The organism is Streptomyces sp. SID12488, from assembly GCF_010548275.1.
GTDB lineage: Bacteria > Actinomycetota > Actinomycetes > Streptomycetales > Streptomycetaceae > Streptomyces.
The window spans coordinates 180,625-205,053 of sequence record NZ_JAAGLT010000005.1; the positions used below are offsets into that span (position 1 = coordinate 180,625).

Below are 24,429 nucleotides of genomic sequence, written 5' to 3' on the forward strand. Positions count from 1 at the left end.
GGCCCCGAGGACGATTAGCTCAGCGGGAGAGCGCTTCCCTGACACGGAAGAGGTCACTGGTTCAATCCCAGTATCGTCCACACACCGAAAGCCCCCCGGCCGTCTCGAACGGCCGGGGGGCTTCTTCGTGGTTCCAGCCAGTCGTTCCGGTCAGCTGGAGAACAGCATGTGGCCGAAGCTCTTGTGGCGCTTGTTGCCGTGGTGACCGCCATGGCCGCCGTAGTGGCCGCCCTGCGGGGCGCCCCAGGCGGGGGCGGGAGCGGTCGGGTAGGCCTGCGGGGCCTGGGGCGGCGGCGCGGCGGGCCCGGCCCACTGGGTCTCCACGCGGGTCAGCGCCTCCAGCTCGCCGTAGTCGAGGAAGATCCCCCGGCAACCGCTGCACTGCTCGATCTGGACTCCGTTGCGGTTGTACGTGTGCATCGGCGCATGGCACTTCGGACACTGCATGCTCGGCTCAACTCCTCGCCGTCGGTACTGCTTCTTGATCCGGTACTGCTTCTTGATCCGGTTTTGCTTCTCGCCAGGACAGACTCGGTCCGGCTCCGGTCGGTTGCACCCTACTTCGTGTTTTCGTGGGCCAACTCGGGTGGTACCGAACCCATTCGGGCACAGGCGTCGACCACGGCCCGCTGTACGTCGTCCAGCGGGCGGTCCGCCGCCGTCGCCTTGACGATCGCCAGGGCGGCCGTCTGCACGGTGAGGGCGCGGGCGGCGACGTCCAGGGCGGGCCAGGGGTCGCCGTCGGCGGGGACGGCCGGGCCGCCCGCTGTGCGGTAGGCGGTCAGAAAGCGGGTCCACTCGTCGGGCGGGAGCAGTCCGCAGGCGTACCAGGCGGCCGGGCGGGCCAGATCCCAGGCGGGTGCTCCGACGCCGAGATCGTCCACGTCGATGAGCAGCCAGGGGCCGTCCGGGCTGGGGTGGCGTACGAGCTGGCCGAGGTGGAGGTCGCCGTGACAGAGGGTCGGGCGGAGCGCCTGGCCGGGGAGGTCGGGCATGGGGGCCTCGGCTCTGGCCCAGGCCGGGAGGGTCGCCCAGGCGCGCAGGACGGGTTCGGTGGCCGGCTGTGGGGTGGTGGCCCGGAGTCGGGCGATGGCGCGGGCCGCCTTGGCCGGGCCGCGCATGGGCGGCAGACCGGGCGGGGCGGGGGTCCGGTGGAGGCGGGCGAGGAGGGTGGCGGCCTCTTCCCAGGGTGCCGCGTCCGGGTCCTCCGGGTCGACCGGGTCGCCGTACGGCCAGAACGTCACGAGCCTGCCGTGCAGGTCGACGGGCGTCGGGCTGAGCGGGGGCAGGAGTACGCCGGGGAGGTGGGCGGCGAGAGTGAGGCGGGCGGTGAGGTCGGTGGGGGTGGTGTCCGGGGAGTGGGCCTTGGCGACGGTGTCCGCGTGGCGCACGACGGTGCCATCGGGGCGGTCGGTGAGGGTGGCTGCGCCGCAGGGGCACGGGGAGAGGTGGGTGCGGGAGTGGGCCTTGGCCTTGGCTCGGGTGGTGAGGTCGGAGAGCAAGGAGGTGGCGGTCACGGGGCTCCCTGGGGCGTGGGTGGGTCTGGTCGCGAGAGTACGGGCCGGTTGCGGTGGGTTGTTTCGCCCCCGCCGCCCCTACCCGTCCCATCCCAGGGGCTCCGCCCCTTCGACCCCGCCAGGGGCTGTGCCCCTGGACCCCCTTCGGCCTGAACGGCCTCGTCCTCAAACGCCGGACGGGCTGGGGGTGCGGGCCGGGGCTGAAAAGGGCAAGGCAATGCCCGCGCAGCTCCCCAGCTGCGCGGGCATTTTTTGCCGTCCGCCGCACCCCCGTCCCCACGGGGTTTCATGGGTGGATGTCCCCGCCCGGACCGCTCTTCCGGGCCTGGGGTCGCCGCTCAGCGCCCCAGCATCACTCCCACGGACGACGCTTGTGTGACCACTGCTTCCCAGCCGCCGAAGACGACCACGAGCAGGGCTGCCAGGGGGAGGACCATGGCTGTCGCCACCAACGGGTGGCGTTGGCCCTGTCGGCGCGGACGGAACGCGGCGATGTACGCCTTGCGTCCCTGTGTGCGGAGCGCCGTCCGCGATGCCGTGTGGGCCATTGGTCCCTCTCCTGACCGTTCTCTTGTTGGTTGGCAGCGGCGAGTGTCTGACCTCGGGGGACGAGTGCTGCACCCGCCGCTTGACCTCAAATCTAGGCTGCCGAGACGTAGCGGTCGTCATGCCCTCGTACCGATTGCCGGGCCTCCCGGAGGATGACCTGTGACCTGCGGAGTACTCCCCTGGGTGGAGACGGGGTCCCAGGTCTCAGGGTCTTCCCGGAAGGGGCGCCCGGTGTGTCCCTACTGTTCCGAGCTGTCCTCCCTCGGCACCGGCTGCTCGACCAGGGCCAGGACACGGTTCGCCATGAAGCGGGCCGTGCGGACAACCGATCCGTTCCTCGTGACTTCGCTCACTTCCACGACACCTCGGCGTACCGCCGTCTCCACCCTGCGGCCCGCCCTGCTGGCCACCACCTCATACGTACGTGTCGTGTCCCCGGCATCCACCACTATCTCCACGCGGTCACCCTTCACGGGTCCAATCCCCCTTCTGCGACGGGTGGTTGGGATCACACCCACCGTCAAGCCGCCCTGCTCGCGCGCTCCCTGACCACCTTTCAAGTCTCCCACCCGGCACTGACAATCCATCGGGACGAGAGGGCGCGGCCTCTGCGCGCACCCGGCCGTGGAAACGTAAGCTGTCGCTCGTCAAACGGACCGGGCAGCGGGGATGAACATGGCGATGATGCGCCTGAGGCGCGAGGACCCGCGCGTCGTCGGCTCGTTCAGGCTTCACAGACGGCTCGGCGCGGGCGGCATGGGCGTCGTCTACCTGGGCTCCGACAAGCGGGGGCAGCGCGTCGCGCTGAAGGTGATCCGGCCCGATCTGGCGGAGGATCAGGAGTTCCGTTCCCGGTTCGCGCGCGAGGTCTCGGCGGCCCGGCGGATCAGGGGCGGGTGCACCGCGCGGCTCGTCGCCGCGGATCTGGACGCGGACCGGCCGTGGTTCGCCACGCAGTACGTGCCGGGGCCCTCCCTGCACGACAAGGTCATGGACGAGGGATCGCTCAGTGCGGCAGACGTCGCCTCCATCGGCGCCGCCCTCGCCGAGGGGCTGGTCGCGGTGCACGAGGCCGGTGTCGTGCACCGGGACCTGAAGCCGTCCAACATCCTGCTGTCCCCCAAGGGGCCGCGGATCATCGACTTCGGCATCGCCTGGGCGACCGGGGCCTCGACACTCACCCACGTCGGTACGGCGGTCGGCTCGCCCGGCTTCCTCGCACCCGAACAGGTGCGCGGCGCGGCGGTCACGCCGGCCACGGACGTGTTCTCGCTCGGCGCCACTCTCGCGTACGCCTCGATGGCCGACTCGCCCTTCGGGCACGGCAGTTCCGAGGTGATGCTGTACCGGGTGGTCCACGAGGAGGCCCACCTGCAGGGCGTTCCGGACGCGCTGGCACCCCTCGTACGGGCGTGTCTGGCGAAGGATCCGGAGGAGCGTCCGAGCACGCTCCAACTGTCGCTGCGGCTCAAGGAGATCGCGGCGCGCGAGGCGCAGGGCATGGCGGACTCACGGCCGCCCGGGCCGCATGCGGCCGAGGCGGAGCGGCCGACGGGACGGCTCACCGAGAGCTATCCGGACCAGCGGCCCCCCTATCACTCCCAGACCCAGCCCCACTCGCAGTCCCCTTCCCCGTCACAGTCCCAGCGGCGTCCGCAGGGGCCGGCCTCGGGGGCGTCCGGGTCGCGCGGCGGCGTGCCGTCGCGGGGTGGCAGCGGTGCTTCTCGGGGGGAAAGTCCGTCGCGGGGTGGCGGGGCCTCGCGCGGTGGTGCCGCGTCGCCGCGTTCCGGGGCACGGCCGGTTCCCGGGGCGCGGAACACGAACCGTCCCGGTCCGCGCAGTGGCACCGGGCGTCCGGCGCCGCGTGGCACGGGCACCGGGCGGCGGCCCGCCAATCCGCGGCTCCTGCGGCAGCGGTTGTTCGTGTTCGTCGTGGTGACGCTGCTGGTGGCCCTCGGGATCGCGGCGGCTCAGGGATGCCAGGGCCCCAGCCGTGGGCTCGGGGACGACAGTGGTCGTGGCGCAGGCGGGCAGGAACAACAGCAGCGGCAGGAGCAGGTGCGGCCGGACGACAAGCCCGGTGGTGGTGCCGGGTCGTTGGCACCCGCTCCGCCCCGGCCTCGGTCGAGCTCGGACGCGAACAGCGACTGACGTCCGCCGGGACCTGAGGTTCTGGTCGTCGACTCGGGCTGACTCGGCACAGGGGTGGGGCGGCTCGTCGCCACCACGTAGAGGGTGACCGTTGCCGCCGCGCCCACATCGAGGGAGTCGACGCCGTGGGCCATCGGGATGCGGATGTGTTCGTCGGCCGTCCCCAGGGCCTGGGTGGAGAGCTGTCGCCCTCCGCACCCAGGATCCAGGCGACGCGGTGCATCTTGTGCGGGGCCGTCTCGTCGAGGGTCTACTTGATCTCGACCGTCACTTCGGAGGATCCGCACCCGACGACGGCCGGCACAATAACGCTCACACGGCCCCCCACCTGCGCAGCGTGGGGGCAACCCGCCGGGATCCGATGCGGTACAACTTCTTGGCCCCCCGCCCGGTGACCCGGCGTACGGCACTCTTCAGCGAACCGGGACCGGCGGTCCCCAGCGCAGTGGGCAGCGGGCGGCCCTTCTCGTCGATTCCATGGCGCTGCAGCAGGTCGCCCAGGTAGAACCCGGCGCGCTGCAGCGTGTAGTGCGGCCGCAGCGGTGGCAGCGGTCTGTCGGCGCGCAGGACGGCGAGGCGGGCGCGGGCGGTCGCGTACGGGTCGGTCTTGCCGATGCCCTGCGCGGTCACCCACTTCGGGTCGGGCTGGGGCAGGGCGCCGGCGTCGATCTCGTCCCAGGAGGCCAGGCAGCCGGAGTGCACGAAGTAGTGGTTGCCGTGAGCCTCGCGGACGCCGAAGTCGGTGAGGATCGCCGTCGGAATCCTGCGGTGCATCGACTCCAGGGCGGCCGTCGAACTGACGGTGACCAGCAGGTCGGTGCGGTCGAGGACCTCACCCATGTTGCCGTAGACCAGCTGGAGGTTGGCGGGGGCGGGCTCGGCCAGGTTGTCGATGAGCACCTGGTAGGGGTTGGCTTCGACGTGGGTGGTCCGCTCTCCGGGCAGACTTCGCAGCTTGAGCAGCACCAGCCGGTCCGGGTGGCGGCGGGCATGTGCGGCGACCCGCTCCAGGAGCCGAAGTCGGGACTCGCGCCCCTTCGGCACGGACGGCTGGACGGCGAAGGTGAGGGTGAACGGCCGGTCGTCGGACGGCCGGTAGGGCTCGCCGCCGAGGAAGGGCAGTGCGCACTCCACGACCGACTCCGGGTCGACCCCCACACTCGCGAACGCGGAGCGGAAACGCCGGGCGTCGTAGGCGGAGTTGGCGAGGACGACATCCGTCCCCGCTCTCGTCATCAGGCCGTCGACCATCTTCTCGTAGACGACCCCGACATAGCCGGTGACAGTGATCGGGCGCTGCTCCAGCCCCTCCCACGCCAGACCCAGGCTGTGCGTGAGCGTGAGAATCGTGCCGCCGGCGATTGCCATCACCACGATGTCGGCGTCGGCCAGCTGCTCGTCGTCGACGAGTTCGACGGCGGACACCTCACGCTGGGTGTCGGGGACGATGCCGATCTCGGCGAGCTGCCGCTCCGTCGGGCACGAACGGCCGCGCAGGAAGAACGCGTCGAGAGCATGCCCGGGGGCGATCTCGCGGGCCACCGACGCCCCCCACTTCCATCTCGTGTCCGAGTCGGCTAGTACGGCGATGCGTTTGGGAGGCATGGCTCAGCGCCCTTTTCTGAAGTTGGTGCGGCAGGGTGAGCCGAGGCTAGAAGCGGAGCGTGGGTGTCCGATGAGGAGTTCCGAGGAATCTCCTGTGAACACGTGGTCCTCGAACGTCCTTGAACGTCCTTCATCACCCGGGGCCGCCGGTGCGCATCCTGTCGCTCTGGTCGTACGGACCCTTCCGAACGCGACAGAACCGTCCGCCGGTCCCGGGGGAGGTAGTGCCGGAAGACTCCCTGGCGGCACAGGACGGGGGTGAGCTGTTCGCCGAGGTCCGTGGTGCGTTCGGGCGGCCTCACGACATGTGCAGGGCTACCCGCCAACACTCACGGACGGCACACGAACGGACGTCGGGCCTCCGGTCAGGCGGGCCTTGACCGAGTCGCGTAGAACGCGACGGCAGAAGCAGCCGCCACGTTGAGAGAGTCGATCCCGGCGGACATGGGAATGCGCACCCACTCATCCGCGGCCCGAAGAGCGAACGTGGACAGCCCATGCCCCTCCGACCCCAGCATGATGGCGCACCTCTCGAAATACTTCGGATCCAGCCTGTCCAGCGGAGTCGCCTTCTCGTCCGGGGTCATGGCCAGGATGTCGAACCCGGCCTCACGCACGAGATCGAGCCCCGCCGGCCACGCGTCGAACCGCGCATAGGGAACCGAGAAGACAGCACCCATCGACACCTTGATCGCACGCCGGTACAAGGGATCCGCACAGTCCGGCGACAGCAGGATGCCCCTGATACCCAGAGCGGCGGCGCTACGGAACGCAGCCCCAAGATTCGCATGATCAACGAAACCCTCGAAGATCGCGATCCGCTGACCTGCGTCATCCTGCGGACCCGAAGCGAACATCGCGCCGATGTCGGTGTGGTCGTTGACCGACTCCATGACCACCGTCCGGCGCGCGGTCTGCAGGAGTTCGTCCGCCGTCGGGAGCGGTTTGCGCTGCATGGAGGCGAGGGCGCCACGGTGCACGTGGTAGCCGGTGACACGTTCGGCGAGCTCTGGGCTCACCGCGTACACCGGCGCCGGGAGTTCGTCGATGACGTCGCGCATGACGTCGACCCACTTCGCGGACAGGAGCATCGAACGCATCTCGTAACCGGCGTCCTTGGCCCGTCTGATGACCTTCTCGCCCTCGGCGATGAACAGGCCCTCCGCGGGCTCGCGTTTGCGGCGCAGTTCGACGTCGGTCAGTCCCGTGTAGTCGCGCAGACGCGGGTCGTCGGGGTCCTCGACGGTGATGAGATCGGCCACAGGGGTGATACTGCCTTGTCCTGGGTGCGGTGCCAACGGCTGGGAACGGATTGTGTTACCCGGGGTTACAGCAATGTCGTCGGGCCTACGTTCACGACCGCGCCGATCACGATCACCGCAGGGGGCTTCACGTCCTGCGTACGGACCGTCTCGGCGACCGTCGCGAGGGTCGCGTCTACACGCCGCTGGGCCGCGGTCGTGCCCTCCTGGACCAGGGCGACCGGCGTGTCCGGGGACTTGCCGTGCGCGACCAGGGTCTCCGCGATCCGGCCGATCTTGTCGACGCCCATGAGGACGACGAGCGTGCCGGTCAGCTTCGCGAGGGACGGCCAGTCGACCAGGGAGCGTTCGTCGTCGGGGGCGACATGGCCGCTGACCACCGTGAACTCGTGGGCGACCCCGCGGTGCGTGACCGGGATACCGGCCGCGCCCGGGACCGAGATCGAGCTGGAGATGCCGGGGACGACCGTGCAGGCGATGCCCGCCTCGGCCAGCGCCTGGACCTCCTCCATGCCCCGCCCGTAGACGTACGGGTCGCCGCCCTTGAGCCGTACGACCCGCTTGCCCAGCTTCGCGTGTTCGATCAGCGCGTTGTTGATGGCCTCCTGGGCCATGTAGCGGCCGTACGGGATCTTCGCGGCGTCGATCACCTCGACGTGCGGGGGCAGTTCGGCGAGGAGGTCGCGCGGGCCGAGCCGGTCCGCGATGACCACGTCCGCCTCGGCGAGCAGGCGGCGGCCCCGGACCGTGATCAGGTCCGGGTCGCCGGGGCCGCCGCCGACCAGGGCGACGCCGGGGGCGCGGGTGCGGTGGTGGGGCGCGACGAGTGTGCCGTCGCGCAGGCCCTCGACGACCGCGTCCCGGATGGCGGCGGTGTGGCGGGGGTCGCGGCCCTTGGCGTCCGTGGTGAGGACGGCGACCGTGACGCCCTCGCTGTGGCCGGTGGCCGGGGTCCAGGCCGTCGCCGCGTCGGCGTCGTCGGAGCGGACGCACCAGACGCGGTGGCGTTCGGCCTCGGCGGAGGCCTGGGCGTTGGCCTGCGCGTCGCTGGTCGCGATCAGGGCGTACCAGGCGTCCGCCAGGTCGCCTGCCGCGTAGGGGCGGCGCTCCCAGGTGAGTTCGCCCGCGTCCGCCATCGCCTCCACGGAGGGGGTTGCCTCCGGCGATACGAGGAGGATGTCCGCGCCCGCCGCGATGAGGGCGGGCAGGCGGCGCTGGGCCACCTGGCCGGCGCCCAGGACCACCACTCGGCGGCCGGTGAGGCGGAGGCCTACGGGGTAGGCGGGGTGTTCGGCCATGGGGGTGCGGCTCCCTCGTGCGGTGGTTCTGATCGGAGCCCTGTGTGTTGCCTCGGGCACGGGTCCTGACGTGCGCATTTTACGGCGCGGGTGGGGTGGGGGCTCGGGGCAGGGGTTTCTCTTCCCCGAGCCCCCGGCCCGTTCCTTCCCGAAGCCGGGGCCTTCGGGAAGGAACGGGCCGGCGCGCGGCTACTTCTCCGTTACTCCCGCCGAGTCGAACGTCGCCACCTCGTGCATCGCCCTTGCTGTGCTCTGGACCAACGGCAGGGCCAGGAGTGCGCCCGTGCCCTCGCCCAGGCGGAGGTCCAGGTCGATCAGGGGGCGCAGGCCCAGCTTGTTCAGGGCCGCCACGTGACCCGGTTCCGCGCTGCGGTGGCCCGCGATGCACGCGGCCAGGACCTCGGGGGCGATGGCGCGGGCCACCAGGGCGGCGGCGCCGGCGCTGACACCGTCCAGGATCACCGGCGTACGGAGTGAGGCACCGCCGAGGAGCAGGCCGACGATGGCCGCGTGTTCGAAGCCGCCGATCGCCGCCAGCACGCCGATCGGGTCGGTCGGGTCCGGCTGGTGGAAGTCGATGGCACGGCGGACGACCTCGGTCTTGCGGGCGAGGGTCTCGTCGTTGATGCCGGTGCCACGGCCCGTGACCTCGGCGGGGTCCGTGTCCGTGAAGACCGAGATCAGGGCCGCCGACGCCGTGGTGTTCGCGATGCCCATCTCACCCGTGAGCAGGGCCTTGTTGCCGGCCGCCACCAGGTCGCGGGCCGTCTCGATGCCCACCTCGATGGCCGCCTTGGCCTCCTCGCGGGTCATCGCGGGGCCGGTCGTCATGTCGGACGTGCCCGCGCGGATCTTGCGCGGCAGCAGGCCGGGGGTGGCGGGCAGGTCCGAGGCGACGCCCACGTCGATGACGCAGACCTCGGCGCCCACCTGGTTCGCGAAGGCGTTGCAGACCGCGCCGCCGCCGAGGAAGTTGGCGACCATCTGGGCCGTCACCTCCTGCGGCCAGGGGGTGACGCCCTGGGCGTGCACTCCGTGGTCGCCCGCGAAGATCGCGACCGCCGCCGGCTCGGGGATCGGGGGCGGGCACATCCGGGACAGCCCGGACAGTTGCGCGGAGATGATCTCCAGCATGCCGAGCGCGCCCGCCGGCTTCGTCATGCGCTTCTGGCGCTCCCACGCCTCGCCGAGCGCTTTGGCGTCCAGCGGGCGGATGTTGGCGACGGTCTCGGCGAGCAGGTCGTGCGGCTCCTCACCGGGCAGCGCGCGACGGCCGTACGTCTCCTCGTGCACGACCCAGGACAGCGGGCGGCGCTTGGACCAGCCCGCCTGCAGCAGTTCGGGCTCCTCCGGGAACTCGTCGACGTAGCCGACGCAGAGGTAGGCCACGACCTCCAGGTGCTCGGGCAGACCCAGCGCGCGGACCATCTCGCGCTCGTCGAAGAAGCTGACCCAGCCGACACCGAGGCCCTCGGCGCGGGCGGCGAGCCACAGGTTCTCGACCGCGAGCGCGGAGGAGTAGGGGGCCATCTGCGGCTGGGTGTGCCGGCCGAGGGTGTGCCGGCCGCCGCGGGTCGGGTCGGCGGTGACGACGATGTTCACCGGGGTGTCGAGGATGGCCTCGATCTTCAGTTCCTTGAACTGCTTCGCCCGGCCCTTGGGCAGCGACCTGGCGTACGCCTCCCGCTGCCGCGCGGCCAGTTCGTGCATCGTGCCGCGTGTCTCCGCCGAGCGGATCACGACGAAGTCCCAGGGCTGCGAGTGGCCGACGGACGGCGCCGTGTGGGCCGCCTCCAGCACGCGCAGCAGTACGTCGTGCGGGATCGGGTCGCTGCGAAAGCCGTTGCGGATGTCCCGGCGCTCACGCATCACCTTGAGCACGGCCTCGCGCTCGGCGTCGTCGTAACCCGGGGCGGCGGGGCCGGTGGACTGTCGTCGTACGTCCTCCGCCGGCGCCGTGCTCTCGTCGCCCTCTTCCTGGTCTTCCTGGTCTTCCTGGTCGGCGGCCCTCGTGTCCAGGTCCTCCGCCTGCTGTGCCACCTGTAGGGCATCGAGGTCAGGGGCGAGGTCTGGTTCGAACTCCTCGGCCGGGGCCGCCGCCACAGGTTCGGGGGTCGGTTCCGCCTCCTGGAGAGCCGGGTCCTCGGTTTCCGCCGCTTCCGGCTCCGGTTGCGGAGTCTCGAGGGCGAGTACCGGTGCGGGCGCGGGTTCCTCCTCCGGGGGGAGGACGAGCGCGTGCGGGGGCGTCGAGGTCAAGTACGGGGTGGGGAGCACCGCATCGTCCACCGGGACGAACTCGCCCACCGGCTCGACGAACGGTGGCTCGGTCTGCAGGTGGGGCTGGTCGGCCGGCTCGGCGAACGGGGCGGTTTCCTCGGCGGGCTCCGCGTACTGCTCGGCGAAGGAGGTTGCGGTGACAACGGCTTCCGGGGCGGGCGCCTCCGCAGGTACGGCCTCGTACAGGGGTTCCGCGAGCGGGGCGACCTCGGTCACCTGGGCGGACGTGTCCGTCTGCTGGGACGCCGGGTCTGCCAGGTGGACAACCGGGGACTCCTCCTCGGCGGGCGGAGTCGGGAACTCCCCTACGGGGACACCCGGAGCCTCGGCCTGGGCGCCGGGGTCCACCATCTGCGGGTCGCTCTCGGGGGCGGCCTGCGGGACCGTCTGCGCGACGGTCTCCTCGTAGGCCTCGGGGGCGAACTGAGCCTCCGGCGCCGTCAGGACGTCCGGCACGAGCTGCTCTTCCGGTACGACCGGCTCTTCCGGTACGACCGGCTCTTCCGGTAGGACCGGCGCGGCCAGTACGGGTTCCGCCGCCGGAAATCCGGGTTCGGCCTCCGCTACGACGATCAGGTCGTCCTCGGGCTGCGTCACAGCGGCCTCGGACTCCTGCGGTGCCTGCGCCACCTCGATGGTCATGGGGGGCGCCGGGAAGGCGGCGCCGGCCTCGGGGCCCCCGACTGCGGGGAGCGCCACGGCGGGGTCCGGGATCTCGGGGACCTCGAAGGCGTACGCGTTCTCCGGCGGGTGAACCGCTGAGGGGGCGACGGGCTCGGTCGTCTCGTAGGCGTCCTCCGGCTCCTCGTACGAGGCTTCCGGGGGCGATTCCTGGAGCGCCGGCTCGGGCTCCGACGGCTCCGGGACCTCGACCGTCTCGGGCGCCGGTTCCGGTTCCGGTTCCGGGGTCGGGGTCGGGGTCTCCAGCAGAAGTGGAGCAACCGTTTCCGCAGGGTGGGTCGTCTCGCTCACCAGCGGCGGGGCCGGCGCGGCCTGTACCGCTGTCCGGGCCGGGGCCTGGGCGCCCCAGGGAGCCGCGCTCTGCGGGGCCGCATCGGCGAGCAGAGGGGGCGCGTCGAGGTATTCGGGGCCGGGGGCCTGCGCGGGCGCGCCGAACTGGCGTACCGGTGCGGTCATGCCCGCCGGGCCGCGGTCGGCGAGGGAGCGGACCGGGCTCGCGGAGGCGTCGGGGGTCGGCGGGCCGAGGTGCAGCGGGCGGCGGGGCGCGATCGGCGCCGACGCCTGGGCGACGGCGGTCTGGGTCGCCAGCCGGACGGCGCTCAGGTCGACCGAGCCGCTGTCGCGGCCACCGGTCTCGTGCGGGCCGGGCTCGTGCACGGCCTCGACGACGGGCGCCGGGACGGGTGGAGCGACCTCGTTGCCCCAAGCGCTCTGGGCGCCCGGGAGCAGCAGCAGGTCTTCGTCCTCGGCGGTGGTCTCGGAGAGGTAGGTGTACGCACCGTGCGTGGGAACGCCCGGCTGTTCCACCATGCCTGCGTTCTCCGGCAGCCCCTCGGCCGGGACCTGGCCGGTGTCGGTCATGCGTACCCCTCGCCCATCGGTTAGTGCTTCTACGACCAGCTCACCCGTAACGGCTCACCGATCGCCCCGTAGTGAAGAACGAGCATGCGCGCCCAGCGGCACGAACGACCCGTCCCAGAAAGACGACAAAGCCACTAACTGGCATTGTCGCCATCAACTGGCATTCTTGCGGTCGTTCCGCCGTAGCGGCACCTTGATCCGCCACGGACCGCTGTGGACTGCGCCACGTTGCGCGCCCCAACGGCTCCGCCGTACCACACTCACCCCAAAACGGGCGCGTTTTCCGGACATTGGGCTACGAAGTGCCGGGCCACCGAGTGCAGTGCAACGGTCGGCCAGCCTACCGCGCGCAGTACGACAACAGGATCACGGGACTGCAACCGGCGTCAGGTGGCACGGTCGGGCAGCACTCCGCTGAGCAGGAACGCGACGCTCCGCTCCTTCTCCGTCCAGGCCCGGATGTCGAGCTCGACGGACTGGAGGAGGGCGCACTCGACCTGGTAGCCGTGCTCGGTCAGGTCGCGGCCGACGAGTTCGGCCGCGTCGCGGGTCGCCGCGTGCGTCACGATGCGCTGCGGGCGCCGGTCTGCGACCGCGGAGACCACCGCCGCTCCCCCGCCGCCGACACGGACGACGTCGGGCTCGGGGAGGTCCTCCAGGACGTGCGGGGCCTCGCCGCGCACGATCTGGAGCTGGACACCGAAGCGGCGGGCGGCGAAGTCGGTGCGGGCGCAGGCGTCCACGTTCCGGTCGACGGCGATGACGGCGGCGCCGCTGCGGGCCGCGTCGGTGGCGAAGGCTCCGCTGCCACAGCCGATGTCCCAGACGAGGTCGCCCACGCGCGGTCCCAGGCGGGCGAGTTGGGCGGCCCGCAGCAGTTCCGTCTCGCCTTCGGCGTACCCGGTCGAGCCGTGCCCGTACGCCTCGGTGGGCAGGGCCCAGCCGCGGGGACCGGCCGCCGGGTCGCGGCCGGCGATCCAGTCGCTGTCGCCGCCGACGGCGACCGGGCCGCCCATGACGATGACGACGTTGGGATCGCGCCAGGCGCGGTCGGCGGCCTTGTCGGAGGTGAGGATCGAGATCTTCTCGCGCGCGGTGCCCAGTTCCTCGCAGATGACGAAGGTGCGGTGGACTCCGTCGAGGAGCAGGCCGAGTTCGGCGGGGCCCGCGCCCGGTGAGGTGAGGACGGCGACCTTGGTGTGGGCACGGCACACGTTGACCGCGCGGCGCAGGGTGCGGCGGTGGGCGACGACGATCTGGGCGTCGTCCCAGGGCATTCCGGCGCGGGCGAAGGCGGTGGCCACCGAGGACACTGCGGGGACGACCTCGACCTCGAGCCCGAACTCGGGGTTGCGCAGGGTGCGTACGACACCGAAGAAGCCGGGATCTCCGTCGGCGAGGACGACGGCTGTGCCGCGATGGCCCGCGATACGGGGGGCCGCGAGGCCTACGCTGCCGAGGCGGACGCGTTCGGCGGCCGGAGGCACTTCAGGGAGAGCGAGGTGGTGGGCCGAGCCGGCCACCAGCGTGGCGGCGCCGAGGGAGGCGCGTGCCGAGGCGCTCAGGGGTGAGCCGTCCCAGCCGATCACCGTGACCCGGTCGGCCATCGTCGTCAGTCTCCAGAGGGTTCGGCGTGGTCGTCGGGCAACTGGGGGAACTTGGGGGCATCCCCTACGGAGTCGGCCGTATCGGTGCTCCGTGAGGGTATCGGGTGTTCCCGTGGTGTCCGGCCGCGTAACCCTCGGTTCAGTTCCAGTCCGAGTACGACGTGAAACCGCCGGTGTCGGCCAGTTCCTCGTCGGCTCCTTCGAGGTCCTCGGGGAGCAGGCTCCAGACGATGAAGTCGGTGCGTACGTCGGTCCAGGTGCCGTCCGCGGTACGGACGTGGGCTATGCAGGCGCTTCGCAGGACGCCCTCGCTGATGCAGCCGATCTTCTGGGCGACCTGCTGGGAGGCGGTGTTGTCGGCGGCCGTGCGCAGTTCGACGCGCTCGAACTTCTGGTCGCCGAGCACCCATTGGGAGGTGGCGAGCGCGGCCTCCGAGGCATAGCCCTCGCCGCGCGCCCAGGGGGCGATGATGTACGACAGCTCGGTGGAGCGGATGTGCCAGTCCGTCTTGGACAACTGGACGATGCCGACGAGGCGTTGGGTGAGGAACTCGGTGACGGCGAAGTCGAGGCCACGGCCCCCGGTGCGTTCGGCGGGCGCGTACTCGGTGATCCAGGTGTGGGCCGCGTCCTCGGTGAAGGGCTGGGGGACGTCGGTCCAGGCGGCAACCTGTTCATCGTTCATCATCTCGGCCAGCGCGGGGATGTCGTCCTCGTCGAGGGGGCGCAGTACCAACCGCTCCGTGCTGATGGAGATGTTGGGGAAGGTGCTCGTCATGCGCCACTCCGTAACCTTCGAAACCTTCGAACATGCAAGGCCTGATGAACTGCCCAGCATGCAGCATGCGCCGCCACAGCCGCATCACGGGGTCCACACCCGGTGAGGGAGCGGACCCCGTACGTGTCGGTACGTACCGAGGTGGCGGGTACCGAACGGCGGCCGGACCAGAAGGGGGATCAGAAGGAGGGGATCACGGAGCCGTCGTACTTGTCCTCGATGAACTTCCTGACCTCGGCGGAGGTGAGCAGCTTCGCCAGCTTCGCGACCCGGGGGTCGTCCTCGTTGCCCTTCTTCACGGCGAGGAAGTTGCCGTACGGGTTGTCCTTGGGGGACTCCGAGACGAGGGCGTCCTTCGCGGGCGAGAGGTCGGCTTCGAGGGCGTAGTTGCCGTTGATCACCGCGGCGTCGACGTCGTCCAGGGAGCGCGGGGTCTGGGCCGCCTCCAGCTCCTTGAACTCGATGTTCTTGGGGTTCTCGGTGATGTCCTTGGGGGTCGCGTCGTTGCCCACGCCATCCTTGAGGGTGATGATCCCGCCCGCGTCGAGGAGCTTGAGGGCCCGCGCTTCGTTGACCGTGTCGTTCGGGACGGCGATGGTGGCGCCGCTCTTCAGCTCGTCGGCCGACTTCAGCTTCTTCGAGTAGAGGCCGAGCGGCTCCAGGTGCACGGTGACGACCGGCACGATGTCGGTGCCGTTCTTCTGGTTGAACTCGTCGAGGTACGGCTGGTTCTGGAAGTAGTTGGCGTCCACGGACCCGTCCTCGGTCGCCGGGTTCAGCGTTGTGTAGTCGGTGAACCCCGTGACGTCCAGGTCGAGTCCCGCCTTCTTGGCCAGGTTGTCCTTGATGTAGGTGAGGATCTCGGCGTGCGGGACGGTGCTCGCACCGACGACCAGTGGGCGGCTGGTGTCGGAGGCGGAGTCCTTCTCCGAGCCGCACGCGGTGAGACCCAGGGTGAGGGCTCCGGTGGCGAGGGCGGCGGCGGTGAACTTTATGGCGTTACGCACGAAAAGTGCCTTTCCAATGGGGTGTGACTGTCCCCGTGATGGGTGGTACGGGGAAATCCGCGGGTGGGTGGGAGGGGGCAGAGGGGGTGTTCGGCGGCTCTCAGGCAGCCTTGCCGACGTCCGCGGCAGCGGATTCCCCGGTCGCCGAGCTCGCCTTGGGCCTCGCCTTCAGCAGCCGGAACGCGGGCGCGGGACCGGAACCGCCGCCGCGCCGGTGCAGCCTGCGGGCCGCGAGATCGCCGGCGAACTGGATGACCGAGATGACGACAGCGAGGATCGCCACGGTGATCCACATCAGGCCGGTCTCGAAGCGCTGGTAGCCGTAGCGGATGGCGATGTCGCCGAGACCGCCCGCACCGACCGTGCCGGCCATCGCGGAGTAGCCGATGAGGGCGACGACGGTCGTGGTCGCCGACGAGATCAGCGAGGGCAGGGATTCCGGTACGAGGACCCTGCGGACGACTGTCCAGGTGTTGCCGCCCATGGCCTGCACGGCTTCGACGAGCCCGTGGTCCACTTCGCGGACAGCTGTCTCGACGAGGCGGGCGAAGAACGGGATCGCGCCGATGGCGAGCGGCACGATGGCGGCCTCACGACCGATCGTCGTGCCGACGACGGCCCGCGTGAAGCCCATCAGCGCGACCATCAGGATGATGAACGGCATCGAGCGGGCGACGTTCACGACCTGTCCGATGACCTTGTTGGCGAGGACGTTCTGGAGGAGCCCGCCGCGGTCGGTCAGGACCAGCAGGATGCCCAGCGGAAGCCCGGCGACGACGGCGATCAGCGTGGACCAGCCGACCATGTAGAGGGTGTCCCAACACGCCTGCTCCAGCAGGGGCCGCATTTCGGACCAGGTCACTTGGCACCGTCCTTCACCAGCACGGACTCGTGGTCCGCCCGCTCGACGACATCGATCTGCAGACCCTGCTCGCGCAGGAAGCCGACCGGCACGACGTTCTCCTCGTAACCGCCCGGCAGCGCGATGCGCATCCGGCCGACCTGTCTGCCTGCGACGGTGTCCATCGCGGCGCCGAGTATCGAGATGTCGATGTTGTACGTGCGCGAGAGCTGCGAGATGACGGGCCGGCCGGTCGCGTCCCCGTGGAAGGTGACGTCGATGACCGTGCGGTCGTCCCCGGAGGCGTCGTCGCCGACCGGGAAGAGCGCGGCGGACAATTCGGAGCCGGGGGTGGCTAGCAGCTCACTGACGGTGCCGGACTCGGTGATCCGCCCGTTCTCCATGAGGGCCGCCGAGTCGCAGATGGACTTGACGACGTCCATCTCGTGCGTGATGAGCAGCACGGTGAGCCCCAACTGCCGGTTCAGGTCGCGCAGCAACTGGAGGATGGAGCGCGTGGTCTCCGGGTCGAGGGCGCTGGTGGCCTCGTCGGAGAGCAGCACCTTGGGGTCACCTGCCAGGGCGCGGGCGATGCCGACGCGCTGCTTCTGGCCCCCGGAGAGCTGTGCCGGATAGGCCTTGGCCTTGTCGGAGAGGCCGACGAGGTCGAGCAGCTCCAGCGCCTTGCGGGACCGCTCCCTGCCCGACGTGCCGAGGATTTCGAGCGGCAGCGCGACGTTGTCCTGAACGGTGCGGGTGGAGAGCAGGTTGAAGTGCTGGAAGACCATGCCGATACGGCTGCGCGCCCGGCGCAGTTCCCGGCCCGCCCTGGGTCCGCGCCCGGCCAGGGCGGTGAGGTCCTGGCCGTCGACGGTGACCGTGCCGGTGGTGGGGCGTTCCAGGAGGTTGACGCAGCGGATGAGCGAGGACTTGCCGGCGCCGGACCGGCCGATGACGCCGTAGACCTCGCCTTCGCGGACGTGCAGGTCGACGCCGTCGAGGGCGGTGACTTCACGACCGCGCGAGCGGTAGACCTTCGTGAGGCCGGACGTGGTGATCACAGGGGTTTCCGTCACTGTCGAGTGCGCGGGCGTGGGTGTGCCCGGACGCGGGAAGAGGATGTGCGCGGCGCGGGTCGGTCACGTACGCGCGTGCCTGTGTATGAGTCGGAGGAGTCATACGGCTGCGGCGCACGGACATGCCACGGCGGCTCGCTTCGGGGCGCGAGGCTCAGGGAGTGGTGCGAGGGCCCTCTAGAAGGCGCACATTCGACACGTACAACGAGCACCGGGCGTCATGGTCGCCTCGGTCGCAGGGGTGCGGCTGCTCGTCGTGGTCATGCGATCAGTAAAGCAGACGTATGGGTGCGGCCAAGAATGCCTGTCTCATGTCTGTCCATATTCCGGACAAGCCCGCTTCCCGGCGGAGATCTCGAGGCGCGCCCCCAAGGGGCCGACCGCACCAGGCATTTTGCGCCGTAATAGGGTTCCGGCATGCTTGATGCCCTGACGGTCGCGACCGCCGTCGCCGCTCTCGCGCTCGCCGCCTGGTGCGGCTGGGCCGCCTCTCGAGATCAGCCCACCAAGGACTGGCACTTCATCGGCATGGGCGTGGTGACCCTGCTCACCGTGGTCCAACTGGTGGTCGGCATCGTCCAGCTCGCACGGGGCGAGAAGCCGGAGCAGGGGACGACGATCTTCGTGGCGTATCTGCTGGGCGCGGTGGCGTGCGTACCGGTGACGGGGTTCATGTCGCTGGCGGAGCGCACCCGTTGGGGCTCGGTGACGGTTGCCGCCGGCGGTGTGGTGCTGGCCGTGCTGGAAGTACGGCTCTATGACATCTGGGGAGGGTGAGATGGCCACGGCCGAGAAGACACGGCTCATCGGCGGGCCGGGGATGCTGCTGGTCTGGCTGTACGGCGTGATGGTCGTCGGCGCGGTGTCGCGGTCCGCCGTGCAGATCTCCACCGAGTTCGGGCATGCGCCGCTCGCCTACTCGCTGTCGGCTGTCGCCGGTGTGGTGTACGGGTTCATCACGTACTCGCTGGTGCGGGGTGGCGAGACGGCGCGGCGCGCTGCGCTGGCCTGTTGTGCCGGGGAGCTTGTCGGGGTGTTGGTCGTGGGCACCTGGACCCTGGTCGAGCCGTCCGCGTTTCCCGACTCGACCGTGTGGTCCGACTATGGGATGGGGTACCTGTTCATTCCGGTACTGCTGCCCATCTCTGCCATGTACTGGTTGCGCCACGCGCGTGCGCCTCAGGGGGAAGTCGGCTGAGGTTGTTGCGCGACCGCAGGCCACTTGTGGCTGGTCGCGCAGTTCCCCGCGCCCCTCTGGGGCGCTCCTCTGAACCCTTGTTACGCAGTTGCCGCGTACGTCCCCGCCGGCTTTTCCAGGACGATCATCGGTACGCCGTCGGTGCCCTTGTCCGTGCCCACCGTTTCGTAGCCGACGCGGCGGTACAGGCGCAGCCCCTTGTCGCTGCGGTGGCCCGTGCTGAGGCGGAACCTCTTGGCGCCGCGTTCCTCCGCGAGCGCCGACTCGGCCGCGCGCAGGAGGCGGGCGCCGATGCCGTGGCCCTGGAGGCGCGGGTGGACGCAGAGCTTGCCGATGGACGCCGTGCCGTCGGGGTTCGGCGTGCCGCGCACCGAGCCGACCACCTCCTCGCCCAGCCGGGCGACGAAGACGCAGTCCGTGCCGACTTCCTCCCGCACGGAGTCCAGGGTCTGGACGAGCGGATCGATCCGGTAGTTGCCGTACAGAGCGGCCTCGCTCTGGAAGCACAGGTACTGCAGCCGGAAGATCTGTTCGGCGTCCCGTTCTGTCGCCACGGAGATGGTCACGCTCATGCCCATGTGTGCACGCCTCCCGCTCACCTGCTCAGTCGTATGTCCTCACTCCTATCCCCGTGCTTCGCGGGCCGCAACCTCCGGCGTCAGCAAACGACGGAGACATCCCAGGCATCTGGAACGTTCCGGACCAAGACTCCCCTGTGAGATACCCAACTCCCCCGCGATTTCCCGGTAGGTGAGGTCCTTCGGTGACAGCAGCGCCTCCAGCAGGCTCGGACAGCGGCCGGGCAGCCTGCGTACCGCGTCACGCAGGGCGCGGTGCCGGGCGGCGGTCAGGGCGAGCTGCTCGGGACCCGGCCGCTCGTCGGCCGCGGGCTGGTCGCCGTAGGGCCGTTCGATGCGGGCGGTACGGCGGTTGCGGCGGGCTTCGGAGCGGACGGCCCGGCGGAGCCAGTTCTGCGGGTCGGCCGGCGGCCCGTCGGAGTCGAGGCGCTCCAGGAGGCGGAGCCAGACGGCCTGTTCCAGGTCGCCCGGTTCGGCGCCGTAGGCATATGCCTCCGCCGAGGCCTCGGCGGCGAGCAGGGGGCTCAGGTCGGAAACCAAGTCGTGGGTCATATGCGGCACGACGCGACCGCCCCGGCGGGAGGTTGCCGGAGCGGCCGGTTGTCACCCCAACCGGGGCCGGGCGTTCAGCCGTTGACGAGGCCTGCCAGCCCTACCGGTCGGCCCGGTCGGCCTGGTTGTCTCAGTCGTTCAGGAAGTCCGCGCGGGCCAGGACGCCCGTGTCCGCGTTGTCCGTGAAGACGCCGTCGATGCCCGTCGCGAAGTACGTCCGGTACGCCCCGAAGGCGTCTCCGTAGGCGTCCGCATCCGTGCCCTTGCGGAAGTTCGCCGGCAGGAAGGGGTTCTCGTTGCGCATGGTGTACGGGTGCAGGATCAGGCCTGCCTTGTGCGCGTCCGCGACCAGGGTGGTCGGTGAGGTGAGCGCGCCCGCCGCGTCCTTCGGGATGACCAGGTCGAGGGTCGGGCCGATGCCCTGCGCGTACGAGGCGATCTCCTTGAGACCGGCCGGCTTGATCAGGTCGGCCACCGTACGGGGGTCGCCGGTCGTCACGAAGTCCCAGGGGCGGGTGTTCGCGGCCGAGAGAAGGACGACGAGCGGGTTGCCCACCAGCCGGTTCAGTCGCTGGATGCTGGTCGGCTCGAAGGACTGGAGGATGACCGGCGAGTTCTTCCTGTCCTTGCCGTGCTTGCGCAGCAGCTTCGCGACCCGCTCCTCCAGGCCCAGGCCGAGGGCACGGAAGTAGGTGGGGTGCTTGGTCTCGGGGTAGATCCAGACCTGCTTGCCGCGCTTGCGGGTCTGCTCGTCCTGCCAGCGGAGGACCTCTTCGAAGGTGGGGATCTCCCAGCGGCCGTCATAGAGGGTGTTGTGCGGGCGGTTGGCCGGAATGCGCTCGATCGCGCGCAGCGTCTTCAGCTCGGCGAGCGTGAAGTCCTCGGTGAACCAGCCGGTGAGGGAGACGCCGTCCAGGACCTTGGTGGTCCTGCGGCTCGCGAACTCGGGGTGGTCGGCGACGTTGGTCGTCCCGCCGATCTCGGGTTCATGGCGGCAGACGATGTGGCCGTCCTTGGTGGGGACCAGGTCACCGGCCTCGACGATGTCCGCGCCCAGGTCGAGGGCGAGTTGGTACGACCCGAAGGTGTGCTCCGGGCGGTAGCCGCTGGCACCCCGGTGGCCGATGATCGTCGGTACGGGCAGGCTCTTCAAGCCACCGCCTCCGTGCTTCTGGTCCCGGTGCGCGTCCTGGCCGGCGACCTGGGCGTCTGCGCTCGCCGCGCCGGGCAGCCCGAGGACCGCGCCGCCCGCGCCCAGCATCGCGGCTCCGAGCAGCGTCCGCCGCCCTGTGCCCGCCGACTCCCCCTGCGCATGTCCGTTCGACTCCAGCGTGCCCATGAGCGCCTCTCCTGCTGCACCGTCATCCGTCCATCTGTCCAAACGGACCGATCGTAGGTGCGTGTACATGTCGACAGGGAGACCTTGGGCGGAACACGCGGATCACGCTGGATGTCCGCATCGACTCGGGCGCGGTGGGTACGTGGTCGGTGTGTCCTGGACGACTCGCGCGATCTCCGTCACATTCGTGGCGGACCGTCACATGCCCGCAACACCGCGCCACCGCAGGTAAACGCGGGTCAACAGTACGTAAGCAGTCGGTGAACCCGATGTGCGTTACCCCCCGACGCGCGAGTATCGTCCTCACCTGCACAGACTTATACCGAATCCCTTGACACCGGAGGGCCCGTTGTCCCGCTTCGCGCTCATCAAGGCACTGCTCGGACCGATCATGCGCCTGATGTTCCGCCCACGGGTGGAGGGCATGGAGCACATCCCCGGGGACGGCCCTGTGATCCTGGCCGGCAACCACCTCACGTTCATCGACTCGATGGTCCTTCCGCTGGTCTGCGACCGGCAGGTCGTGCTCATCGGCAAGGACGAGTACGTCACCGGCAAGGGGTTCAAGGGCCGCCTCATGGCCTGGTTCTTCACCGGCGTCGGCATGATCCCGGTCGACCGGGACGGGGCCAACGGCGGTGTCGCGGCGCTGATGACCGGCCGCCGGGTGCTGGAGGAGGGCCGCATGTTCGGGATCTACCCCGAGGGCACGCGCTCCCCCGACGGCCGCCTCTACCGGGGCCGCACCGGCATCGCCCGGCTGACCCTGATGACGGGCGCGCCTGTCGTGCCGTTCGCGATGATCGGCACGGACAAGTTGCAGCCGGGCGGGGCCGGGATGCCGCGGCCGGGGCGGGTGACGGTGCGGTTCGGTGAGGCGATGGAGTTCTCCCGGTACGAGGGGATGGACCGGGACCGGTATGTGCTGCGGGCCGTGACCGACTCGGTGATGACCGAGGTCATGCTGTTGTCCGGGCAGGAGTACGTGGACATGTACGCGACGAAGGCGAAGGCCGCGTAGGGGTGTTGAGGGGTTCGTCGTCGGGTGCGGGTTCGTTGTGGCCTGTCGCGCCCCGCGGCGGAGCCGCAGACAGATACAGCCCCGCGCCCCTAAAAGGCGCACCCGGTGTGATCAGGTCCCGTCAGGGGTGGTCGCCCCGGCCCTCCAGCCGTTGTCCCTTCAGCAGTACCCAGGCCGCGCCCGCCGCTGCCAGGAGGACCACCGCGCCCGCGCCCGCGGCCAGGGCGATTCCGTCTGTGAACGCCTCGCGGGCCGCGTTCAGCAGGGCCTCGGCAGTGTGCGTCGGCAGGCCCGCCGCAGTTTCCACCGCGCCGCCCAGTGATTCGTGGGCCTCGGGCGGGGTGCCCGTCGGAGCGTCGAAGTCTCGGTAGACGCCGGTGACGATCGACCCGAGCAGGGCGATACCGAGGGCGGCGCCCAGTTCGTACGCCGTCTCCGACACCGCCGCTGCGGCACCCGCCTGTTCCTTGGGAACGCTGCCCAGAATGACGTCGGACGTCACGGTGAACGAGAGGCCCGCGCCGACACCCACGACCAGCAGCGCGGTGCCGAGCAGCGGATAGCCGGTCGACTGGTCGACCAGGGTGAGCGCCGCCAGGGCCAGGCCGATGGCCGCGAGGCCGCCCGAGACCACGGCCCGTACCGAGTAACGCCGGGCCGCCGCACCGGCGAGCAGACCCGCCACCACCGCGCCGATCGCCGCGGGCAGTTCGGCGAGGCCCGCCTCCAACGGCCCCCGGACCTGCACCAGTTGCAGATACTGCGAGAGGAAGAACACCAGCCCGGACAGTCCGAGGATGGTCAGCAGGTCGGCGAGTACGGCCCCACTGAACCCCCGGTCGCGGAACAGCCGCATGTCCAGGAGGGGGATGGGGAGCGTGAGTTGACGGCGTACGAAGCCGTAGAGAGCCGCGCCGCCCAGGGCTGCCGCGCCCAGCGCCGGCCACGAGAAGCCGTGTGACGCCGCCTCCTTGATGCCGTACACGATGCCGATCATGCCGACGAGCGACAGGACGACGCTTCGCAGATCCCACGGGCCCGGCGCCGGGTTGCGCGACTCGGGCAGCAGCTTGATGCCGACGAGGACGAGGACGACCATCACGGGCAGGTTGATCAGGAAGACCGAGCCCCACCAGAAGTGTTCGAGCAGGAAGCCGCCGACGACCGGGCCGACCGCGGTACCGGCTGAGGCGGTCGCGCCCCAGATGCCGATGGCGAGACTGCGTTCGCGCGGGTCGTGGAAGAGGTTGCGGATCAGGGCGAGCGTGGCCGGCATCAGGGTCGCGCCCGCGACACCGAGCAGGGCCCGCGCCAGGATCAGCAACTCCGGTGTCGTCGCGTAGGCGTTGAGCACGGACACCGCGCCGAACGCGGTCGCGCCGATGAGCAGCAGCCGCTTGCGGCCGATGCGGTCGCCGAGGCTGCCCATGGAGACGAGCAGGCCCGCGATGACGAACGAGTAGACGTCGCCTATCCACAGCAACTGGGTGCCGGACGGCTTCAGGTCCTCGCTGATGTAGGGGGTCGCGAGACCGAGAACGGTCGCGTCGACTGCCACCAGCAGCACGGCCAGCACGAGGACGGACAGCGCGAGCCAGCGGCCCGGACGCCTCCCTTCCTCCGTCGCGTTGGCCGGCTGCAGGGTGCTGGTCATGATTCCTCTCTCCGTAGCGCGCCGCCGAGCAACAGCTCGACGATCATGTGGTTGAAGTCCTTGGCGGCGACCCGGCCCTCACTCACGGCCCAGGCGCCGGAGGCCATGAGCCCGTAGAGCGCCTCGGTGAGCCACGCCGGGGTGAGGTCGATGCGGAACTCGCCGCCCTGCTGGCCGCGCCGGAACAGGGCGGCGATGGCGGTGTCGATCCGGGCCCAGCCCGCGTGCTGCTCCTCGCCCTCGAACAGCTGGTTCTCGGTGTAGAGGAACGCGAGAAGTCCGGCGGCGGGTTCGAGGTCCCGCACCAGGCGGCGCACGGCCTCCTGGGCAGTGCCGTCGCCGAGCCGCGCGGCCGTCAGAGCCGACTCGCACTCCTCGATGCCGAGCTCTTCGAGAGCCCGTACGAGTGCGTCCCGCCCGGCGAAGAGGCGGTGCAGCGTGGCCCGGCTGATTCCGGCCGCCTTGGCGACCTCGTCCATGGTGGACGTGGATTTCCGGGCGAGGAGGGCGGCTGCGCTGCGCAGCACGTGTTCACGGTCGACGGCCATGAGACAACAGTAACCCATGTGAGACATTA

At 70.6% G+C, this 24,429-nt stretch carries 22 protein-coding genes, 1 tRNA gene and 1 pseudogene; 5 read left to right on the forward strand and 19 right to left on the reverse strand.

Features of this window, described 5'->3' with window-relative positions; genetic code table 11:
- Nucleotides 1-8 precede the first annotated feature (8 nt).
- Nucleotides 9-80, forward strand: a tRNA-Val gene (locus tag G3I56_RS10730).
- Nucleotides 81-150: 70 nt separating this feature from the next.
- Here G3I56_RS10730 and G3I56_RS10735 read toward each other — a convergent pair.
- The 4 genes from G3I56_RS10735 to G3I56_RS10750 form a co-directional block, all read right to left on the reverse strand.
- On the reverse strand, nt 151-447 hold the full coding sequence (locus G3I56_RS10735) for a zf-TFIIB domain-containing protein (RefSeq protein WP_164408675.1): 297 nt from the start codon (nt 445-447) through the stop codon (nt 151-153).
- Between the two features lie 110 nt (nt 448-557).
- Nucleotides 558-1,517 carry an aminoglycoside phosphotransferase family protein gene (locus tag G3I56_RS10740; protein WP_164408676.1) on the reverse strand — a complete coding sequence of 320 codons (960 nt, stop codon included), beginning with the start codon at nt 1,515-1,517 and terminating at the stop codon, nt 558-560.
- A 338-nt stretch (nt 1,518-1,855) separates the two neighbouring features.
- The gene (locus G3I56_RS10745; RefSeq protein ID WP_006375967.1) at nt 1,856-2,065 is read right to left on the reverse strand and encodes a hypothetical protein; all 210 of its coding nucleotides are present in this window, start codon (nt 2,063-2,065) and stop codon (nt 1,856-1,858) included.
- A gap of 240 nt (nt 2,066-2,305) precedes the next feature.
- On the reverse strand, nt 2,306-2,539 hold the full coding sequence (locus G3I56_RS10750; protein ID WP_044472070.1) for a hypothetical protein: 234 nt from the start codon (nt 2,537-2,539) through the stop codon (nt 2,306-2,308).
- 196 nt (nt 2,540-2,735) lie between these two features.
- Between G3I56_RS10750 and G3I56_RS10755 the strand changes: the two genes are divergently transcribed.
- Nucleotides 2,736-4,217 carry a serine/threonine-protein kinase gene (locus G3I56_RS10755; protein WP_164408677.1) on the forward strand — a complete coding sequence of 494 codons (1,482 nt, stop codon included), beginning with the start codon at nt 2,736-2,738 and terminating at the stop codon, nt 4,215-4,217.
- A gap of 56 nt (nt 4,218-4,273) precedes the next feature.
- On the opposite strand, the pseudogene G3I56_RS43705 reads toward G3I56_RS10755, so the two are convergent.
- The 10 genes and pseudogenes from G3I56_RS43705 to G3I56_RS10805 all read right to left on the reverse strand — a co-directional run.
- Nucleotides 4,274-4,467 (reverse strand): annotated as a pseudogene (locus tag G3I56_RS43705) (TrmH family RNA methyltransferase); the annotation flags it as partial.
- 62 nt (nt 4,468-4,529) lie between these two features.
- Nucleotides 4,530-5,822, reverse strand: coding sequence for a DUF6716 putative glycosyltransferase (locus G3I56_RS10765; RefSeq protein ID WP_203689622.1), 1,293 nt, complete (start codon nt 5,820-5,822; stop codon nt 4,530-4,532).
- A gap of 365 nt (nt 5,823-6,187) precedes the next feature.
- Complete coding sequence (locus G3I56_RS10770) at nt 6,188-7,084, reverse strand: RNA methyltransferase (RefSeq protein WP_164408678.1); 897 nt, start codon at nt 7,082-7,084, stop codon at nt 6,188-6,190.
- A 65-nt stretch (nt 7,085-7,149) separates the two neighbouring features.
- On the reverse strand, nt 7,150-8,382 hold the full coding sequence (gene cobA / locus G3I56_RS10775) for a uroporphyrinogen-III C-methyltransferase (protein WP_164408679.1): 1,233 nt from the start codon (nt 8,380-8,382) through the stop codon (nt 7,150-7,152).
- Nucleotides 8,383-8,571: 189 nt separating this feature from the next.
- Nucleotides 8,572-12,201, reverse strand: a complete 3,630-nt coding sequence (cobT, locus tag G3I56_RS10780; RefSeq protein WP_164408680.1) for a nicotinate-nucleotide--dimethylbenzimidazole phosphoribosyltransferase — start codon at nt 12,199-12,201, stop codon at nt 8,572-8,574.
- A 386-nt stretch (nt 12,202-12,587) separates the two neighbouring features.
- Nucleotides 12,588-13,808, reverse strand: a complete 1,221-nt coding sequence (cbiE, locus tag G3I56_RS10785) for a precorrin-6y C5,15-methyltransferase (decarboxylating) subunit CbiE (RefSeq protein ID WP_164408681.1) — start codon at nt 13,806-13,808, stop codon at nt 12,588-12,590.
- Between the two features lie 139 nt (nt 13,809-13,947).
- On the reverse strand, nt 13,948-14,586 hold the full coding sequence (locus tag G3I56_RS10790) for a GNAT family N-acetyltransferase (RefSeq protein WP_164408682.1): 639 nt from the start codon (nt 14,584-14,586) through the stop codon (nt 13,948-13,950).
- Nucleotides 14,587-14,765: 179 nt separating this feature from the next.
- Nucleotides 14,766-15,593: a MetQ/NlpA family ABC transporter substrate-binding protein gene (locus G3I56_RS10795; RefSeq protein ID WP_164408683.1), complete on the reverse strand. Its 828-nt coding sequence runs from the start codon at nt 15,591-15,593 to the stop codon at nt 14,766-14,768.
- A 100-nt stretch (nt 15,594-15,693) separates the two neighbouring features.
- Nucleotides 15,694-16,455 (reverse strand): methionine ABC transporter permease, encoded by a 762-nt coding sequence (locus G3I56_RS10800; protein ID WP_164408684.1) that lies wholly within the window; start codon nt 16,453-16,455, stop codon nt 15,694-15,696.
- A complete protein-coding gene (locus tag G3I56_RS10805; protein WP_164408685.1) occupies nt 16,452-17,495 on the reverse strand; it encodes an ATP-binding cassette domain-containing protein in 1,044 nt (347 codons plus the stop codon). Before G3I56_RS10805 ends, G3I56_RS10800 begins: the two co-directional genes overlap by 4 nt.
- A 432-nt stretch (nt 17,496-17,927) precedes the next feature.
- Here G3I56_RS10805 and G3I56_RS10810 point away from each other — a divergent pair, with 432 nt between their 5' ends.
- Nucleotides 17,928-18,287 carry a hypothetical protein gene (locus G3I56_RS10810; RefSeq protein ID WP_164408686.1) on the forward strand — a complete coding sequence of 120 codons (360 nt, stop codon included), beginning with the start codon at nt 17,928-17,930 and terminating at the stop codon, nt 18,285-18,287.
- Nucleotides 18,268-18,708 (forward strand): hypothetical protein, encoded by a 441-nt coding sequence (locus G3I56_RS10815; RefSeq protein ID WP_203689626.1) that lies wholly within the window; start codon nt 18,268-18,270, stop codon nt 18,706-18,708. The genes G3I56_RS10810 and G3I56_RS10815 overlap by 20 nt, the downstream gene beginning before the upstream one ends.
- 80 nt (nt 18,709-18,788) lie before the next feature.
- On the opposite strand, the gene G3I56_RS10820 is transcribed toward G3I56_RS10815, so the two are convergent.
- The 3 genes from G3I56_RS10820 to G3I56_RS10830 all read right to left on the reverse strand — a co-directional run bounded on the left by G3I56_RS10820 (nt 18,789) and on the right by G3I56_RS10830 (nt 21,177).
- Nucleotides 18,789-19,286 (reverse strand): GNAT family N-acetyltransferase, encoded by a 498-nt coding sequence (locus G3I56_RS10820; protein WP_164408688.1) that lies wholly within the window; start codon nt 19,284-19,286, stop codon nt 18,789-18,791.
- Nucleotides 19,287-19,331: 45 nt separating this feature from the next.
- Nucleotides 19,332-19,838, reverse strand: a complete 507-nt coding sequence (locus G3I56_RS10825) for a sigma-70 family RNA polymerase sigma factor (RefSeq protein WP_164408689.1) — start codon at nt 19,836-19,838, stop codon at nt 19,332-19,334.
- A gap of 130 nt (nt 19,839-19,968) precedes the next feature.
- Entirely contained in the window at nt 19,969-21,177 is a 1,209-nt protein-coding gene (locus tag G3I56_RS10830) for a glycerophosphodiester phosphodiesterase (RefSeq protein ID WP_164408690.1), read from the reverse strand.
- Nucleotides 21,178-21,526: 349 nt separating this feature from the next.
- Between G3I56_RS10830 and G3I56_RS10835 the strand changes: the two genes are divergently transcribed.
- Nucleotides 21,527-22,198 (forward strand): lysophospholipid acyltransferase family protein, encoded by a 672-nt coding sequence (locus G3I56_RS10835; protein ID WP_164408853.1) that lies wholly within the window; start codon nt 21,527-21,529, stop codon nt 22,196-22,198.
- A gap of 121 nt (nt 22,199-22,319) precedes the next feature.
- Here G3I56_RS10835 and G3I56_RS10840 read toward each other — a convergent pair whose 3' ends face one another.
- Both G3I56_RS10840 and G3I56_RS10845 read right to left on the reverse strand, forming a co-directional pair.
- Nucleotides 22,320-23,852, reverse strand: coding sequence for an MFS transporter (locus G3I56_RS10840; protein ID WP_164408691.1), 1,533 nt, complete (start codon nt 23,850-23,852; stop codon nt 22,320-22,322).
- Nucleotides 23,849-24,400: a TetR/AcrR family transcriptional regulator gene (locus G3I56_RS10845; protein ID WP_239134816.1), complete on the reverse strand. Its 552-nt coding sequence runs from the start codon at nt 24,398-24,400 to the stop codon at nt 23,849-23,851. Before G3I56_RS10845 ends, G3I56_RS10840 begins: the two co-directional genes overlap by 4 nt.
- Nucleotides 24,401-24,429: the final 29 nt, after the last annotated feature.

Excerpts from the sequence above, each read along its gene's own strand:
- G3I56_RS10830 (WP_164408690.1), bottom strand. The coding sequence starts at position 21,177 with ATGGGCACGCTGGAGTCGAACGGACATGCGCAGGGGGAGTCGGCGGGC.
- G3I56_RS10765 (WP_203689622.1), bottom strand. The coding sequence starts at position 5,822 with ATGCCTCCCAAACGCATCGCCGTACTAGCCGACTCGGACACGAGATGG.
- G3I56_RS10825 (WP_164408689.1), bottom strand. The coding sequence starts at position 19,838 with ATGACCCACGACTTGGTTTCCGACCTGAGCCCCCTGCTCGCCGCCGAG.
- cbiE (WP_164408681.1), bottom strand. The coding sequence starts at position 13,808 with ATGGCCGACCGGGTCACGGTGATCGGCTGGGACGGCTCACCCCTGAGC.
- G3I56_RS10845 (WP_239134816.1), bottom strand. The coding sequence starts at position 24,400 with ATGGCCGTCGACCGTGAACACGTGCTGCGCAGCGCAGCCGCCCTCCTC.
- G3I56_RS10820 (WP_164408688.1), bottom strand. The coding sequence starts at position 19,286 with ATGGGCATGAGCGTGACCATCTCCGTGGCGACAGAACGGGACGCCGAA.
- G3I56_RS10745 (WP_006375967.1), bottom strand. The coding sequence starts at position 2,065 with ATGGCCCACACGGCATCGCGGACGGCGCTCCGCACACAGGGACGCAAG.
- G3I56_RS10735 (WP_164408675.1), bottom strand. The coding sequence starts at position 447 with ATGCAGTGTCCGAAGTGCCATGCGCCGATGCACACGTACAACCGCAAC.
- G3I56_RS10815 (WP_203689626.1), top strand. The coding sequence starts at position 18,268 with ATGACATCTGGGGAGGGTGAGATGGCCACGGCCGAGAAGACACGGCTC.
- cobT (WP_164408680.1), bottom strand. The coding sequence starts at position 12,201 with ATGACCGACACCGGCCAGGTCCCGGCCGAGGGGCTGCCGGAGAACGCA.
- G3I56_RS10755 (WP_164408677.1), top strand. The coding sequence starts at position 2,736 with ATGAACATGGCGATGATGCGCCTGAGGCGCGAGGACCCGCGCGTCGTC.
- G3I56_RS10810 (WP_164408686.1), top strand. The coding sequence starts at position 17,928 with ATGCTTGATGCCCTGACGGTCGCGACCGCCGTCGCCGCTCTCGCGCTC.
- G3I56_RS10790 (WP_164408682.1), bottom strand. The coding sequence starts at position 14,586 with ATGACGAGCACCTTCCCCAACATCTCCATCAGCACGGAGCGGTTGGTA.
- cobA (WP_164408679.1), bottom strand. The coding sequence starts at position 8,382 with ATGGCCGAACACCCCGCCTACCCCGTAGGCCTCCGCCTCACCGGCCGC.
- G3I56_RS10840 (WP_164408691.1), bottom strand. The coding sequence starts at position 23,852 with ATGACCAGCACCCTGCAGCCGGCCAACGCGACGGAGGAAGGGAGGCGT.